The following is a 15189-nucleotide window of genomic DNA, read 5'->3' on the forward strand; positions in this document are numbered from 1 at the left end:
GGATCAGCCTGTCAGCCTTCGATACGCATGCCAAGCTCGTCGACCAGCGCCCGGAAGGTTTCGTATTGCTGCTGGATGAAGGCGTTCGCCTGCTCGGGGTCCATCACCTCGATGATCGAGCCCGCGGATTCCATCACCTCGCGGAACCCTTCGTCCGCCGTGGCGGCGGTCATCCATTCGCCCCACTTGGCGGCGACGTCGTCGGGCAGACCCGCGGGCCCCGCGATCCCCGTCCAGCCGACGAGCTGTTCAAGCTCGGGATGGCCCAGGTCGGCGGCCGAAGGCGCGTCGAAGCCGGGCACCGGCTCGGCGGTGGTCACGAGAAGCGGGCGCATCTGCTCGTTGGCGATGAAGCCCGCGATCGAGGACGAATTCGTGCAGAGGAAGTCCGCCGTGCCGTTCAGCACCGCGGTCGCCGCGGCCCCGCCGCCTTGTTGCGGGATGTGCGTCGCGGTGTTGGCCGCGTCCTCCAGCCCGAAGGCATCGAGCACCATGGTTGCGCCCAGATGCAGGCCGGAGCCCACACCCGAGGACGAGAAGGCGATCCCATCGCCCTGCGCCTTGGCGATCAGGTCGTCCATCGACTGGATCTCGGAGCCGGCGGCGACGGCACAGGCGAAGGGGTTGATCTCGTAGACGGTCACGAAGCGGAAATCGTCGAGCGTGTAGGGCAGGGTCGCCTTCATCGCCGGATTGACCGAATGGCTGCCGACGCGCGCGAAAAGCATCGTGTAGCCGTCGGGCTGCGCGTTCTGGACGGCGACCGAGCCGGTGGCCCCGCCCGCGCCGGTGATGTTCGACATGACGAGCGCTTGGCCCACGGCCTCGCCCAGGGGCGCGGCGATGGCGCGCGCCGAGATGTCGGTGGCGCCGCCCGCGCCGTAGGGGATCACCATGTTGATGGCCCGCTCGGGGTACTCGGCCCAAGCGGCGGTCGCGGTCAGGCCAGTCAGTGCAGCGGCCACAAGGCCGGTGTGGAAACGTGTCATGCAATCCTCCCATGCGAAGCGGTGGTCCGCGCCATCCTCCCTGACGACCCGGCCCCGGTTCTTGACAAAGGATAGGGTTAAGGGAAAATCGGTAGAAAGCACCAATAATTTACAGGATACGAAAGCAGCGCTTACGTATCGCGTCGGTCGAACCATGGGGGCGGACCATGTCGATCCGAATGCTCCGAACCCTTATCGCGGTGGACGATCACGGCACCTTCTCGGCGGCGGCGGGCGCGGTCTTCGTCACCCATGCCGCCGTCAGCCAGCAGATGAAGGCGCTCGAGGCCGAGTGGGACGTGAAGCTTTTCGACCGCTCGCGGCGCACGCCGGTCTTCACGCCGGTCGGGCGCGCGATGGTCGCCCGCGCCCGGCAGGTCGTCGCCGATTACGATGACCTCGTGCCTTCGGTGCTGGGTGATGGCGGGCTGTCCGGTGAGTTGACCCTCGGCGTGGTGCCGACAACCCTGACAGGGCTCGCGCCACTTGGGGTGTCGGCGTTGCGGCAGGCCTATCCCGATCTGCAGGTGCGGCTGCAAGGTGGCCTGACCTACGCGCTGTTGCGGATGGTCGAGCGCGGGCAACTGGACGCCGCCGTCGTCTCGCGCCCCGGCCTGATTCCGCAAGGCCATGACTGGCATGCCGTCGCCGCAGAGGAGTTGCAGCTTCTGGCGGCCGAGAACACCGAGGGCGACGATCCCGTCGAACTCCTCCGCCGCCACCCTTTCATCCGGTTCAGCCGGGACGCCGTCGTGGGCGCGATGATCGAGACCTGGCTCCAGGAGAAGGGCATCGTCGTGCAGGAGGCGATGGAGCTGGAGGGGCTCGACGCCATTTCGTCCATGGTCCTGTGCAACATGGGCGTCGCCATCGCACCCCGCCGCGCGGTCCAGCCGCAACAGCCCTTGCCGCTTCGGCGCATCCCGCTGGGTCCCGATGCGCCGGTCCGGCATCTGGGCCTCGTCTGCCGCGCCGACAGCACCAAGACCCGCGCCATCGAGGCGCTGGTCGCACGGCTCCGCAGCGCGGTCGCGTTGGGCGTGCTGACCCCCGAAGGGATCCGCGATGTCGTTTGAATTCGTGGCGCTTCTTCTGGCGGGCGCCGCGCTGGGTGGCTTCATCAATGGCCTCGCGGGATTCGGCACGGCGCTCTTCGCGCTGGGCTTCTGGCTTCAGATCATGCCGCCTGTGCAGGCCGTCGCGATCGTCGTCGTCATGTCGGTTGTCAGCGGGCTTCAGGGCGTCTGGCTCGTGCGCCGCGCGATGATCTCCCAGCGGCGCCGCCTCGCGCGGTTCCTGTTGCCCGCGCTGCCGGGCATCCCGCTCGGCGTCGCGGCGCTGTCGGTCCTGTCGGCGGATGTGCTGAAGGCCGTGATCGCGGGCTTCATGCTTCTTTATGGCGGGTTCTTCGGGCTTCGGGCGGCCTTGCCGAAATTCGAGCGGCCGACCCCGTTGGGCGACGTGGCCGTGGGCTTCCTCGGCGGTGTCCTGGGCGGCGCGGCGTCGCTTTCGGGGGCGCTGCCGACGATGTGGTGCGCCCTGCGGCCCTGGCCCAAGGCCGAGGTTCGCGCGGTGTTGCAACCGTTCAATGTGACCGTGCTGGGTCTGACGGCGCTGACCCTCGCCATCCAGGGCACCTACGACCGCGAGACACTCATCTTCATCGCCGTCGCCCTGCCGGTGACGATGATCTCGGCGCAGATCGGGATCGCGGTGTTCAAGCGGCTGAACGATGACGCCTTCCGCCGCCTTGTCATCGCGATGATGCTGGTCTCGGGGGCGATGCTGCTGGCGCGGGTCGTGCTCTGACGCCCGCGCCGAACAGGGATCAGGAGGGCGTGACCTGTGCGGCCTCGGCCTGCGCGCGGCGCGTGATCTCGTTGCGGTAGAGGGCGACGAAATCGATGTTCTCGAGGTTGAGCGGCGGGAAGCCCCCGTCGCGCGACACGTCCGAGACGATACGGCGCAGGAACGGGAAGAGCATCCGGGGGCATTCGATCAGGAGGTAGGGATGCAGTTGCTGGTCCGGCACGTTCTGGATCGCGAAGAGGCCGGCGTAATCCAGCTCCATCGCGAAGATCGTGGCCTCGCCGCCCTTGGCCTTGGCGGTGATGTTGAGCTTCACCGCGACTTCGAACTGGCCGTCCGTCGAGCGCTTCTTGGCATCCAGCCCGACCTGCACGTTGATGTCGGGCTGGCCCTCCATCGTGATGCCCTTCTGGACGGCCACGTTCTCGAACGACATGTCGCGGATGAACTGCCCGAGCACCTGCATCTGGGGCGGGGCCTGCGCGGCATCGGTCGGCGCGGCTTCGGGGGCGGCTTGGGCGTCGGGGCTCTGTTCATCGGCCATCGGGCGGAATCCTCGGGTCTGGTGTCTGGAAAAGGTCGCCGACGGACGTATCAGAGGGGCCGGAGGCTCACAACCGGGCGCGGGCCTCAGCGGCGTTCGGTCCAGCCCGACGGCCCGTCGCGGCGCGGCATTTCGACGTAATCGCCTTCGACCACGTCGTCGCGGGGGTCGATCGGTCGCGGGTCGCCCTGCGGATCGGCCGAGTGCGGCGGCGCGCCCATCGTGAAGGACTGCACGCGGATGCGCTTGCGGACATAGCCCATGATCGCGTCCCGCACCCCCGGCACCAGAAGCGCGAAGCCGAGCCCGTCGGTGAAGAAGCCCGGCGTCAGCAGCAGCAGACCCGAGGCGAGGATCATCGCACCATGGGCCAGCGGCCGCGTCGGGTCCGACAGGTTCGAGAGCGAGCCCTGGATGCGCGCCAGCTCGGCCAGGCCCTGGCGGCGCACGAGATACGTGCCCAGCGCCGCCGTCGCGATCACGATCGCGAGGGTCGGCCAGAGGCCGAGCCAACCGCCCACCTGGATGAAGAGCGCGATCTCCAGGATGGGAACGGCGACGAACAGGGCGAAGAGCCACATCGGCGGGAACTCCGGTCTTCGGGGCGGGGTGCTTTCCTTGACCCCCTCGCGGCCTTACATATGTGCGGAGCGGGCGATACCAACCCGCCGCGCCCGGAGAGAAGGATGGACGACGCTGTGATTCAACTGCTGGTACTGGCCGCGATCGCCCTGTTCCTGGTCATCCGCCTGAAGAACGTTCTGGGCACGCGCACGGGCTTCGAGAAGCCGCCCGCCGTGGACGGCCCCTCGCCGTCGCGCGACGTGCGCCGCGACTTCGAGGTGATCGAGGGCGGGCCCGACACCGATATCACCGACCATGCCGCCGATGGCTCCGAGACGGCCAAGGCGCTGGCCGCGATGAAGCTGGCCGAGCCGGGCTTCAACGTCACCGAGTTCGTGAGCGGCGCGCGGCAGGCCTACGAGATGATCCTGATGGCCTTCGAGAAGGGTGATCTGGCCCCCGTGCAGTCGTTCCTGTCCGAAGACGTGTACGAAGCGTTCCTGTCGGTCGTGTCGGACCGCGAGGACAAGGGTCTGACGATCGAGGCGAATTTCGTCGGCGTCCGCGAGACGAACCTCACCGAGGCCGAGTTCGATCGCGCGACCGACGAGGGCCAGATCACGCTGCGCTTCGTGGCCGAGCTGACGAGTGTCGTGCGCGATGCCGAGGGCACGGTGATCGAGGGCAATCCCAACGAAATCAAGAAGCAGCGCGACGTCTGGACCTTCGCCCGCACCATGGGCACCGGCGATCCGAACTGGAAGCTGGTCGCGACGGGCGGCTGATCCATGACGCCCGCGGATGACACCGAGGCCGCCTCCGGGCGGCCTTCGCATACCGATCTGACGGGCTGGGCGGTCGACGATCTGGACGCGGCACTGGGTGCGTTCCTGCGCAATCCCGAGGGGCCGCTCTCCGCAGCCGCGCGGGCCGCCCCCGACGGGCGCCGCTTCTTCGAGACGTATTTCACGCCCGACGCACCGGTGGCCGGGCACTTCACCGGCTATTACGAGCCCGAGATCCGGGCCTCGCGGACCCGGACCGACGCGTTCCCGGTTCCGATCCATGCCGATCCGCCCGGCGGCATCGCGCTGCCCCGCGACGGGATCGACGCCCATCTGGCGGGCTACGAGATCGCGTGGCTGCGCGACGAGGTGGACCGGTTCTTCCTGCAGGTGCAGGGCTCCGGACGGCTGATTTTCTCGGATGGCACGACGCTGCGGGTCGGGCATTCGGCCAAGAACGGGCATCCTTACGTGTCGATCGGACTCCTCCTGATCGAACGGGGCATCTTCGGCGCGGATATCACGGCGGACGCGCTGAAGGACTGGCTCCGTGCAGACCCCGAGCGCGGGCGCGCGGTGATGGCCGAGAACCCGAGCTACGTGCTCTTCCGCGTGGTCGACCTGTCGGATGCGACGGGACCGATGGGCACGCTTTGCCCGGTGACGCCGATGCGGTCCGTTGCCGTCGATCCGGAGCATGTGGCGCTGGGCACGCCCGTCTGGATCGAGGTCGAGGGCCACGCCCGGCTCTGCATCGCGCAGGACACGGGTTCGGCCATCAAGGGGCCGGGCCGGGCGGATCTGTACCATGGCTCGGGCGACGTGGCGGGCCATGCGGCGGGCCGGCTGAACGCGCGCGGCACGCTCACGCCGCTCCGGCCGCGATGACCCGGCGGCGGCGGGGCCTCTCGCCCGAGGATCGGGATATCTGGGCGCGCGTCACGCGCGATGCCGACCCCTTGCATCCCGAGCGTCGCGCGGCACCGCCACCCGAACCGATCCCGCGTCCGACCCCTACGCCGCAGGCCCCCCGGATCGATCCCTTCCGCATCGGCGGCGCGGCGCGGGCACGGGGTTCGACCCATGCGCTGGCCCCGGCGCTGCCCGACCAGATCCGGGCCCAGCCGCTCCGGATGGATGCCAAAACGCACAAGCGGATGCGGTCGGGCAAGATGCGGCCCGAGGCCAAGCTGGATCTGCACGGAATGACGCTCGACGCCGCCCAGCCCGAGCTCGTGCGCTTCGTGACGGGCGCGCATGGCGCCGGCAAGCGGCTGCTTCTGGTGGTGACGGGCAAGGGCAAGTCGAAACCGGGCACGGGGCCGATCCCGAACCGGCTGGGCGTGCTGCGCCACCAGGTGCCGCAATGGCTGCGGATGGCGCCGCTGGCGCCTCTGGTTCTTCAGGTGACCGAAGCCAGCCGGGCCCATGGCGGGTCAGGCGCGTATTACGTCTATCTCCGGCGCTAGGCGCGCCCGCGCGCGGTGCAGCGCCACGGCGGCCAGCGCACCCGCGGCCAGGAAATAGAGCGCGATCGCCGTCATCTGGCCCGGAAAGTCGATGCCGCGGTCTATGATCCAGCCCGTCAGACCCGGACCGAGCGCCGAGCCCAGCACCATCACCGCCGCCGCCATCGCCTTGATCGCCCCGAGATGCCGCGTCCCGTAGAGTTCGGCCCACATCGCGGTGGGCAGGGTGCCCTGCGCGCCCGTGCCGATCCCGAACACCACCAGCGCCAGTGCGGCACCCCAGAGCGTCTGCGCCAGTCCCATCAGGAGGAACGCGAGCGCGAAGGGCAGAAGATAGACCTGCATCAGCCGGGCCGCGCCGACGCGGTCGATCGCAGCACCCGAAGCCAGCATGACGGCGACCGATACCACCGTCAGGAGCGGCAGGAGCGCCACGTAGTCGATCAGCGGCCAGCCCTTCACGGCGGCGAGATGGACCTGGTGGAAGAACAGCGCCGTCCCGAAGGCGGGCGGCCCGAGGAGGAGCGGGACGAGCGCCCAGAAGGTGCCCGAGCGCAGCATCTCGCCGCGGGTCCAGTGGCGGGCGTCGATGCCGGTGGCGACCGTCTCGGCGGCGACCGCCTGCGGCGTGCGCTCGGCCCGGAGCAGGGTCAGGATCGCCGGGATCGCGAGGATCGTCAGACCGGCCGCGACGACCCAGAGCATGCGCCAGCCTAGCCATGGCTCGGCGCCCACGAAGGCCACGGGCAGCACCGCCTGGCCCAGCGCGAAGCCCGTGGCCGAGATGGCCAGCGCCTTGCCGCGTGTGGCGACGAACCAGCGGGCCATGGCGACCGCCGAGAGATGGCTCATCATGCCCTGCCCGAGGAAGCGGAGCGCGAAGACCACCGCCACGAGCGCCGCGAGCCCCTGCGCGCCCGCCATCGCGAGGCAGGCCGCCGCCAGCCCGAGGCCGACGAACACGGCCAGCCGCCGCACCCGCAGCCGGTCGGTGAGGACGCCCGCGAAGACCATCGCCGCCGCCGAGGCGATGGTGGCCGCGGCATAGAGCAGGCCCCAGCCGCCGTCGCTGAGGCCGTATTCAGCCATGATGTCGTCGGCGAAGAGCGCGATGAAGAAGGTCTGCCCGTAGCTCGACGTGAACGAGATCAGCATCCCGGCCGCGAGGAACTTCGCATTGTCGCGGATGAACGCCCCGAACCCGGTCCGGGGCGCGTGGGTCACAGGACGTACCGGCTGAGATCGGTGGAGCGGGACAGCTCGCCCAGATGGGTCTCGACGAAACCGGCATCGACGGTGACGGTGTCGCCGCCCCGATCCGGCGCTTCGAAGGACAACTCCTCGAAGACGCGCTCCAGCACGGTATAGAGCCTGCGCGCGCCGATATTCTCGATGCTGGAATTCACCTCGGCCGCGATGCGGGCCAGCGCGGCGATGCCATCGTCGGTGAAGGTGACGGTGACCTCTTCGGTGGCCATCAGCGCCGCGTATTGCCGGGTGAGGGCGTTGTCGGTCTCGGTCAGGATGCGAACGAAATCCGCCTCGGTCAGTGCGCGCAGTTCGACCCGGATCGGCAGTCGGCCCTGCAACTCGGGCAACAGGTCCGAGGGCTTGGCGATGTGGAACGCGCCGGACGCGATGAATAGGATGTGGTCCGTCTTCACCGGCCCGTGCTTGGTGGACACCGTCGTGCCCTCGATCAGCGGCAGCAGGTCGCGCTGCACGCCCTCGCGACTGACATCGCCGCCGCGCGCGTCCTGCCGAGTGGCCACCTTGTCGATCTCGTCGATGAAGACGATGCCGTTCTGCTCGACCGCGCGCACGGCCTCGCGCGTCACGCTCTCGGCATCCAGAAGCTTGTCCGCCTCCTCGTCGATCAGAAGGTCGTAGGACGCGGCCACGGTCAGGCGCTTCTTGACGCGGCGCTGCATCATCTTGCCGAAGATCTCGCCCAGATTGGCCATCTGGTCCATGCCCGGCTGGCCGGGGATCGCCATGCCCATCGGGTTCGACGTGTCGGCCACCTCCAGCTCGATCACCTTCTCGTCCAGCTCGCCCGACCGGAGCTTGCGGCGGAACGACTCGCGCGTGCCCTCGCGCGCATCGGTGCCAGCCAGCGCCTCGATCACGCGGTCCTCGGCGGCATCGTGGGCCTTGGCCTTCACGTCTTCGCGCATCCGTTCGCGGATCATGATCTGCGCCGCGTCGACGAGGTCGCGGATGATCTGTTCGACATCCCGCCCGACATAGCCGACCTCGGTGAACTTCGTCGCCTCGACCTTGAGGAACGGCGCCTGCGCCAGCTTGGCGAGGCGGCGGCTGATCTCGGTCTTGCCCACGCCAGTGGGTCCGATCATCAGGATGTTCTTGGGATAGACCTCGTCGCGCAGGTCGTCGCCCAGTTGCTTGCGGCGCCACCGATTGCGCAGGGCGACCGCCACGGCGCGCTTGGCGCCGGACTGGCCGATGATGAAGCGGTCCAGCTCGGACACGATCTCGCGCGGGGTCAGATTGGTCATTGGGCCTCCTGTTCCGGCCTACTTGGGGGGACGTTCACGGAAACGCAACGCCGGTCACATCGCCGTGCGGGGGGATGGCCAGGTGTGGCGCGGCGTCGCAGGGTCGGGGCAACGCAAATCGAAAGGACCCTACCCATGAACCGTCGTTCCTTCCTCACCACCGCCGCCGCCACGGCCGCGGGCCTCGTGACCCTTCCCGCCCTTGCCGGTGGCCATGGCCGCCTCGGCACCTTCACGGGTGCGGCGCGCTACGGCGCGGGCGGCACCGCCGAGCTGGCGGGCAACCAGGTCAACCTGCTCGCGGATTTCACCTTCGGCAGCGCGCCCGATCCCAAGATCGCGCTGGGCCGCGACGGCTACGACGCCAAGACGCTTATGGGTCCGCTGAAATCCACGTCAGGCGCGTCGAGCTACACGCTGCCCGCCGGGATCGATCCGTCGCAATACAACGAGATCTGGATCTGGTGCGAGCAATACAACGTGCCGCTCGCCGTGGCCAAGCTCGGCTGACCGTTCCGGGGGCGCGGTCCGTCCCGCGCCCCTAGAAGAACGCCTGCAGCCCGGTCTGCGCCCGCCCGAGGATCAGGGCGTGGACGTCATGCGTCCCCTCGTAGGTGTTCACCGTCTCGAGGTTCATCATGTGCCGGATGACGCCGTATTCCTCGGAGATGCCGTTGCCGCCATGCATGTCGCGGGCCAGCCGCGCGATCTCCAGCGCCTTGCCGCAATTGTTGCGCTTGATGAGCGAGATCATCTCGGGGGCGGCCTTCCCCTCATCCATCAGGCGGCCGACCTGGAGCGCGGCCTGCAGGCCAAGCGCGATCTCGGTCTGCATGTCCGCGAGCTTCTTCTGGAAGAGCTGGGTCTGGGCCAGCGGCTTGCCGAACTGCTTGCGGTCGAGGCCGTATTGCCGCGCCGCGTGCCAGCACGCCTCGGCCGCGCCCATGACGCCCCAGGCGATGCCGTAGCGTGCCCGGTTGAGGCATCCGAACGGGCCCTTCAGGCCCTGCACGTTCGGCAGAAGCGCGTCCTCGCCCACTTCGACGCCGTCCATCACGATCTCGCCCGTGGTCGAGGCGCGCAAGGATTGCTTGCCCTTGATGGTCGGCGCGCTCAGGCCCGTCATGCCCTTTTCCAGAACGAAGCCCCGGATCTTGCCGTCATGGGCCTCGGACTTGGCCCAGACGACGAACACGTCGGCGAAGGGCGCGTTCGAGATCCACATCTTGGCGCCTGTCAGGCGGTAGCCGGTGTCGGTCTTCACCGCGCGCGTCTTCATGCCGGCCGGGTCCGAGCCCGCGTCGGGTTCGGTCAGGCCGAAGCAGCCGATCAACTCGCCCGAGGCGAGGCCGGGCAGGTATTTCTGGCGCTGCTCCTCGGAGCCGTAGGCGTGGATCGGATACATCACGAGCGACGATTGCACCGACATCATCGACCGATAGCCGGAATCGACGCGCTCGATCTCGCGCGCGATGAGGCCGTAGGTCACGTAGCTGGCACCCAGGCCGCCATATTCCTCGGGCAGCGTCGCCCCGAGCAGGCCCGCCGCGCCCATCTTCGGGAACATGCCGGGATTGACCGTCTCGCCGGCATAAGCCTCGCGGACTATGGGCTGCATCTCGGCCTCGGCGAAGGTCGCGGCGGCGTCGCGCAGCATCCGCTCCTCCTCCGAGAGCTGGTCCTCGAGGCGGAAGGGATCGGCCCAGTCGAACTGGCCGAGATCGGGGCCGAAGCCGGGGGCGTGGGTGTCCTTGGGCATGGGCGTGCTCCTTCAGGTCAGGCGGTCGGCGAAAACACTCGTCAGTCGGTGCTTCAGTATCTTGCCGGTGGGGGCGGCGGGAAGGGCCGTCGCCGCGACAATCTGCGCCGGACGCTTGTAGGCCGAGAGGCGGGCGGCGGCAAAGGCGCGCAGTTCGTCCAGGTCGAGCGCATCGGGATCGGCGCATTGCACGAAGGCCAGCACCTCCTCGTCGCCATCCACCGCGCGCCCGATCACGGCGCATTGAATGACGTCCGGATGATCGTTCAGCGCGGCCTCCACCTCGGGCGGATAGACGTTGAAGCCGCCCCGGATAATCAGCTCCTTCGAGCGGCCGACGACATGCAGGACGCCGTCCTCGATGCGGCCCAAGTCGCCCGTGCGCATCCAGCCCGCCGCGTCCAGCACGGTGCGCGTCGCCTCCGGGTTGCGGTAGTAGCCGTCCATCACATGCGGCCCGCGCGTGCGGATTTCGCCCACGGTCGGGTCGTCGCCGCCCGCCGCCGTGTCGAGGTCGATCTCGATGCCGGGCAGGGGCGGGCCGACGCTGACATCGGGCTGCCCGATCGGGTTACGGGTGCCGCAGATGCCCGCCGTCGTCTCGGTCATGCCGTAGCCGTTCTGCAGGGGCAGGCCGTAGAACGCCTCCGCCTTCCGCTTCCAGGCGGGATCGAGCGGGGCCGCCCCCGAGGAGACGTAGCGCAGCGCCGTGCCCTCCAGCCGGTCGAGACCCTGTTTCGCGACGTGGGCCATTAAGATCGCATGCATCTGCGGCACACCCGGAAAGATCGTCACCCCGCCTGTCAGCGCGCGGTGCAGCGCCTCGGGATCGAACCGCGCCTCGAGCTGGATCGCCGCGCCGACCGACGTGGCGGCCATCAGCATCGAGGCCAGCCCGAAGACATGGGTCATCGGCAGGACGCCGTAGACGAGGTCGTCCGGCCCCATCGTCCTGAGGTCCGCGGAGGTGCGGCCGGCGAAGCGCAGGTTGCCATGAGTCAGCATGACGCCCTTCGGGTCGCCCGTCGTCCCCGTGGTGTAGAGGATCACGGCCGTGTCGGGCGTCGTCGCGTGGTCGTGGGGCGCGCCCGGCGCCAGCGCGATGCGCCCGATGGCGGTATCGTGGCCGGTCGCGCCCGCGGCGTCCGCATGGGCCGCGGCGTCGGGCGAGATGCCGGTGGTGAAGGCGACGACGCGCGGTCCGGCATGGTCGATGATGCGCGCGAGTTCCGCCGCGCTCATCCGCGCGTTGACGGGCACCGCAACCGCACCCGTCATCGAGGCGGCGAAGATCAGGACGGTCGTCGCGTGGCAATTCTCGGCCACGATGCCGAGCCGGTCGCCGGGGCGGAGGCCCGCGTCGCGCAGCATGGTGGCAGCGGTGCGGATGGCGTCGAGATGCGCGGCATATGTCACGTCGCGGCCGTCGCAGTCGCGGATGGCCAAGGCGTCGGGGCGGTCGGCGGCGGCGGCCTCGACCATCAGGTGCACGGGGTCGGTCATGACGCCCTCGCTGGTCTGAGGCGAGCGAGCGCGACCATGGCCTCGGCCTCCAGTTCGGCGACGATCCCGGCGAGAGGCGCGATGCGGTCGGTCAGCCCCAGCGACTGCCCCGCCGAGAGCATTCCGCGCGAGACGTCGCCGCTTCGGTAGGCGTCGCGTCCGATCCGGCCCGCGACCAGCGGCATCAGCCGGTCGATGCCGATCCCGGGTTCGTCCCGCTCCAGCGTTGCGACCTCGCGCGCGGTGTCGTTGGCCAGCGTCCGGATCGTGTTGCGCACGCTCGCCATCGTCAGGAGGGTGTCGCGCTCGGACGCGTCGACCAGCGCCTGCTTGTAGCCGATATGCGCGCCCAATTCCTCGGCCACGAGGAACCGTGTGCCGATGACGACGCCCGCCGCGCCCGCGGCCAGTGCGCCGATGATCTGGCTGCCCGCGCCGATGCCGCCGCCGATGAGGAAGGGGATCGAGAGGCGGCGCTCGGCCAGCGCCTCGTTGACGACGGTGCCGATCAGGTCGAGTCCCGGATGCCCGCCGCATTCCGCGCCGACGATCGAGACCATGTCGACGCCGACCGATTGCGCCTTCTGGGCGAAGCGCACCGACGGCACCTTGTGGAGCACGGTGATGCCCGCGTCCCGCAGGATCGGCAGGTAGGGCTCGGGGTTGCGGCCCGAGGTCTCGACGAAGCGCACCCCCTCGCCCGCGATCAGGCGGAAGGTCTCGGCCACGGTCTCGCCTTCGACCAGCTTCGGCAGCATGGAGACGTTTACCCCGAAGGCGCGTCCGTCGCAGAGGTCGCGCGCGCGTGCGATCTGGGCGCAGAGGTCGTCCGGATCGGGAAAGCTGGCCGCCGTGATGAAGCCGATGATCCCGGCATGGGCGCAGGCGGCGACGTAGTCCGCGTCCGAGAGCCACATCAGCCCGCCCGCGACAATCGGCAGGCGGGTCCCGAAGGCGCGGGTGACGGGGGTGTCGAACACAGGGTCGGTCATCGCGCGGACCGGAAATCCGGGCGGCGCCGTTCGAGGAAGGCGGCGATGCCCTCGGCCGCCTCGGGGGCGGCGACGGCGGCGGCCATGGCATCGCGTTCGGCATCGAGCTGGACGCGGGGATCGTCGGTGTAGGCGGTGGCGACCAGCCGCTTGATCCGGGTCTGCGCAGCGATGGGGCCGTCGGCGAGCCGGTCGGCCAGCGCGTGGGCCGCGGCCAGTGCGTCGCCCGGCGCGCAGAGGTCGCCGATCGCGCCCAGCTCGTGCAGCCGTTCGACCGCAACCGCCTCGCCGGTCAGCGCCATGCGCATCAGCATCGGACGGGGCAGGCAGGTGGCGAGGTTCGCCGTCAGCCCGCCATCGGGCACCAGCCCCGCCTTGACGTAGGCCGCCGAGACCGTGGCCCCGCGCGCCGCCACGATCATGTCGCAAGCGAAGGCGATCGACGCGCCCGCGCCCGCGGCCCCGCCTTCGATGGCGGCCATGACCGGAACGGGACAGGCCATCACGCCGCGAATCAGGTCATGCAGCGCCTCGATCCGGGCGACGCGCTCGGGTTCGGGCAGCTCGCGGCGGGTCGCGATCTGCGCGAGGTCGCCCCCCGCGCAGAAATAGCCACCCTCGCCATGCAGGATCAGCGCCGCGAGGCCGCCGCGTTCGGCCCGGTCGAGCGCCTCGGCCAACACGGCGTAATACTCGGGCGAGAGGGCGTTTCGCTTGGCGCTGTTGGCGTTCACCACCACGAGGCGGTCGCCGTGATCGTCGATCCGCGCGATCATGCCAGCCGCTCCGGCGGGACGCGCTTGAAGACGCCGGTGGCGGTCGCGATCAGGCGGTCGGGGGTCCGCAACTCGCCCGCCACGAAGATCAGTGAACGTCCCCCGCCGGTAACCCGGCCCGTGGCTTCGAGATGGTCGCCCGCATGGGCCGGGGCGTGGAAGTTCAGTGTCATGGACACCGTCAGGAAGGGCGCGGTGCCGGTGGCGTCCACCGTCAGGCTGGCGGTCGCGCCCAGCGCGTTGTCCAGCACCGCCGCCGCGATCCCGCCATGCAGCGCGCCGTGGCGGTTGGTGTGGTCTTCCGTCAGCTCCAACCGGCAGCGTGCGGAGGCCGGGTCGGAGACGTCGAGCACGTAGCCGAGCAGGCGCTGGGTGCCGGTCTCGTCCCGGATCACTCCGGTCATGTCAGGCCGCCGTCAGCGCGATGAAGCGCTGCATGTGATGCATCGCGTCACCGAAGCGGTGCTCGACCATCGAAAGCCGCTTGGCGAGGTGCCCGAGATCGTATTCCTGCGTCATCCCGATCCCGCCATGCATCTGGATCGCCTCCTCGACGACCAGCCGCGCGACCTCCGAGACGAGGTTCTTTGTCGCGGCGACGTGGCGGTCGCGATCGGGCCCGTCGACATTCCCGGCAAGGTTGATGACGGCGGAGCGCGCCTGTTCGATCTCGATCAGCAGGTCGGCCATGCGGTGTTGCAGGACCTGGAACGTGCCGATGGGGCGGCCGAACTGCTTGCGGGTCCGGAGGTAGTCGGTGGTCAGTGCACGGATCGCCTCCATCAGCCCCAAGGCCTCGGCGCATTGGGCCAGCACCGCCCGCGCGAGGGCCGCCTGGATCATGTCGCTCGCGTCGTCGGCCAACCGCGAGGCGGGGGCGCCGTCGAGCGTCACCTCCGCTGCCATGCCCCCGCCGACCAGCGGGTAGGCCCGAAGGTCCAGTGTGGACGGCGCCACCTCGTAAAGGCCGATCCGGTCGTCGTCGCGCGCTGTTACCAGCACGCGATCCGCGGCGGGCGCGTTGACGACGACTGCCTTTCGCCCGTCCAACCGCCAGCGGTCGCCATCCGGGGTGGCCTTGGCCGCGACACGCATCGGGTCGTAGCGCCCGCCGGGTTCACCGATGGCCACGGCGATCTGAGCCGTGCCGTCGATCACGCCGTCGATCTCCGCGCCGCAGGCCGCAAGCAGCGCACCCCCGAGGATACCGGTGTCGAGTAGCGGATCGACCGCGCCTGCGCGGCCCATCTCCTCGAAGACCAGCGCGATGTCGAAGCCGGTCCCGCCGAAGCCGCCGACCTCTTCAGGGAAGAGGGCGCCGATCACGCCCATCTCGGCCAGCCCCGACCAGATGCGCGGGGCGAAGCCGCCGGGCGCGTTCGCCGCCTCGGCCCGGCCCGTTGCGTCGTAGGCATCCGCCAGATACCGCCGCAGACCGTCCTGCAGCATCCGGCCTTCGTCGCTCAGCTCGAAATTCATG

Annotated in this window: 17 protein-coding genes; 6 read left to right on the plus strand and 11 right to left on the minus strand. The window is 69.7% G+C overall.

Going from position 1 to position 15189, the window contains the following annotated elements:
- Window positions 1–11: 11 nt before the first annotated feature.
- Window positions 12–989 (minus strand): tripartite tricarboxylate transporter substrate binding protein, encoded by a 978-nt coding sequence (locus Q0833_RS16815; protein ID WP_298437738.1) that lies wholly within the window; start codon window positions 987–989, stop codon window positions 12–14.
- 179 nt (window positions 990–1168) lie between these two features.
- On the opposite strand from Q0833_RS16815, the gene Q0833_RS16820 reads away from it, so the two are divergent.
- Together Q0833_RS16820 and Q0833_RS16825 are read left to right on the plus strand one after the other, a co-directional pair.
- A complete protein-coding gene (locus Q0833_RS16820) occupies window positions 1169–2065 on the plus strand; it encodes a LysR substrate-binding domain-containing protein (protein ID WP_367274982.1) in 897 nt (298 codons plus the stop codon).
- Window positions 2055–2798: a sulfite exporter TauE/SafE family protein gene (locus tag Q0833_RS16825; protein ID WP_298437745.1), complete on the plus strand. Its 744-nt coding sequence runs from the start codon at window positions 2055–2057 to the stop codon at window positions 2796–2798. The genes Q0833_RS16820 and Q0833_RS16825 overlap by 11 nt, the downstream gene beginning before the upstream one ends.
- Window positions 2799–2817: 19 nt before the next feature.
- Here the strand turns inward: Q0833_RS16825 and secB are convergent, their stop codons facing one another.
- The gene (gene secB, locus Q0833_RS16830; RefSeq protein ID WP_298437747.1) at window positions 2818–3342 is read right to left on the minus strand and encodes a protein-export chaperone SecB; all 525 of its coding nucleotides are present in this window, start codon (window positions 3340–3342) and stop codon (window positions 2818–2820) included.
- Window positions 3343–3428: 86 nt separating this feature from the next.
- Complete coding sequence (locus Q0833_RS16835; RefSeq protein ID WP_298437749.1) at window positions 3429–3923, minus strand: FxsA family protein; 495 nt, start codon at window positions 3921–3923, stop codon at window positions 3429–3431.
- Window positions 3924–4028: 105 nt separating this feature from the next.
- On the opposite strand from Q0833_RS16835, the gene Q0833_RS16840 reads away from it, so the two are divergent.
- The 3 genes from Q0833_RS16840 to Q0833_RS16850 are packed head-to-tail and all read left to right on the plus strand — an operon-like array spanning window position 4029 to window position 6160.
- Complete coding sequence (locus tag Q0833_RS16840) at window positions 4029–4691, plus strand: Tim44/TimA family putative adaptor protein (RefSeq protein ID WP_298437752.1); 663 nt, start codon at window positions 4029–4031, stop codon at window positions 4689–4691.
- A 3-nt stretch (window positions 4692–4694) separates the two neighbouring features.
- On the plus strand, window positions 4695–5579 hold the full coding sequence (locus tag Q0833_RS16845; protein WP_298437755.1) for an MltA domain-containing protein: 885 nt from the start codon (window positions 4695–4697) through the stop codon (window positions 5577–5579).
- On the plus strand, window positions 5576–6160 hold the full coding sequence (locus Q0833_RS16850) for a Smr/MutS family protein (protein WP_298437757.1): 585 nt from the start codon (window positions 5576–5578) through the stop codon (window positions 6158–6160). Before Q0833_RS16845 ends, Q0833_RS16850 begins: the two co-directional genes overlap by 4 nt.
- Here Q0833_RS16850 and Q0833_RS16855 read toward each other — a convergent pair.
- Together Q0833_RS16855 and hslU are read right to left on the minus strand one after the other, a co-directional pair.
- Complete coding sequence (locus Q0833_RS16855; protein WP_298437758.1) at window positions 6128–7384, minus strand: MFS transporter; 1257 nt, start codon at window positions 7382–7384, stop codon at window positions 6128–6130. The two genes, Q0833_RS16850 and Q0833_RS16855, sit on opposite strands and share 33 nt — an antisense overlap.
- Window positions 7381–8679 (minus strand): ATP-dependent protease ATPase subunit HslU, encoded by a 1299-nt coding sequence (gene hslU / locus Q0833_RS16860; protein ID WP_298437760.1) that lies wholly within the window; start codon window positions 8677–8679, stop codon window positions 7381–7383. Before hslU ends, Q0833_RS16855 begins: the two co-directional genes overlap by 4 nt.
- 135 nt (window positions 8680–8814) lie before the next feature.
- Between hslU and Q0833_RS16865 the strand changes: the two genes are divergently transcribed.
- Window positions 8815–9189 (plus strand): DM13 domain-containing protein, encoded by a 375-nt coding sequence (locus Q0833_RS16865; RefSeq protein WP_298437763.1) that lies wholly within the window; start codon window positions 8815–8817, stop codon window positions 9187–9189.
- A gap of 31 nt (window positions 9190–9220) precedes the next feature.
- Here Q0833_RS16865 and Q0833_RS16870 read toward each other — a convergent pair whose 3' ends face one another.
- From Q0833_RS16870 to Q0833_RS16895, 6 genes are read right to left on the minus strand one after another with little or no spacing between them, the layout of a single operon-like run.
- Complete coding sequence (locus tag Q0833_RS16870) at window positions 9221–10438, minus strand: acyl-CoA dehydrogenase (protein WP_298437767.1); 1218 nt, start codon at window positions 10436–10438, stop codon at window positions 9221–9223.
- 12 nt (window positions 10439–10450) lie between these two features.
- Window positions 10451–11941, minus strand: coding sequence for a class I adenylate-forming enzyme family protein (locus tag Q0833_RS16875; RefSeq protein ID WP_298437770.1), 1491 nt, complete (start codon window positions 11939–11941; stop codon window positions 10451–10453).
- Window positions 11938–12933, minus strand: coding sequence for a nitronate monooxygenase family protein (locus tag Q0833_RS16880; RefSeq protein ID WP_298437775.1), 996 nt, complete (start codon window positions 12931–12933; stop codon window positions 11938–11940). The genes Q0833_RS16875 and Q0833_RS16880 overlap by 4 nt, the downstream gene beginning before the upstream one ends.
- A complete protein-coding gene (locus tag Q0833_RS16885; protein ID WP_298437778.1) occupies window positions 12930–13709 on the minus strand; it encodes an oxepin-CoA hydrolase, alternative type in 780 nt (259 codons plus the stop codon). The genes Q0833_RS16880 and Q0833_RS16885 overlap by 4 nt, the downstream gene beginning before the upstream one ends.
- Window positions 13706–14113, minus strand: coding sequence for a PaaI family thioesterase (locus Q0833_RS16890; protein WP_298437781.1), 408 nt, complete (start codon window positions 14111–14113; stop codon window positions 13706–13708). The genes Q0833_RS16885 and Q0833_RS16890 overlap by 4 nt, the downstream gene beginning before the upstream one ends.
- Before the next feature lies 1 nt (window position 14114).
- Window positions 14115–15188, minus strand: a complete 1074-nt coding sequence (locus tag Q0833_RS16895; RefSeq protein WP_298437784.1) for an acyl-CoA dehydrogenase family protein — start codon at window positions 15186–15188, stop codon at window positions 14115–14117.
- Between the last annotated feature and the right edge of the window lies 1 nt (window position 15189).

Origin of the sequence: uncultured Jannaschia sp. (assembly GCF_947503795.1) — a bacterium.
GTDB lineage: Bacteria > Pseudomonadota > Alphaproteobacteria > Rhodobacterales > Rhodobacteraceae > Jannaschia.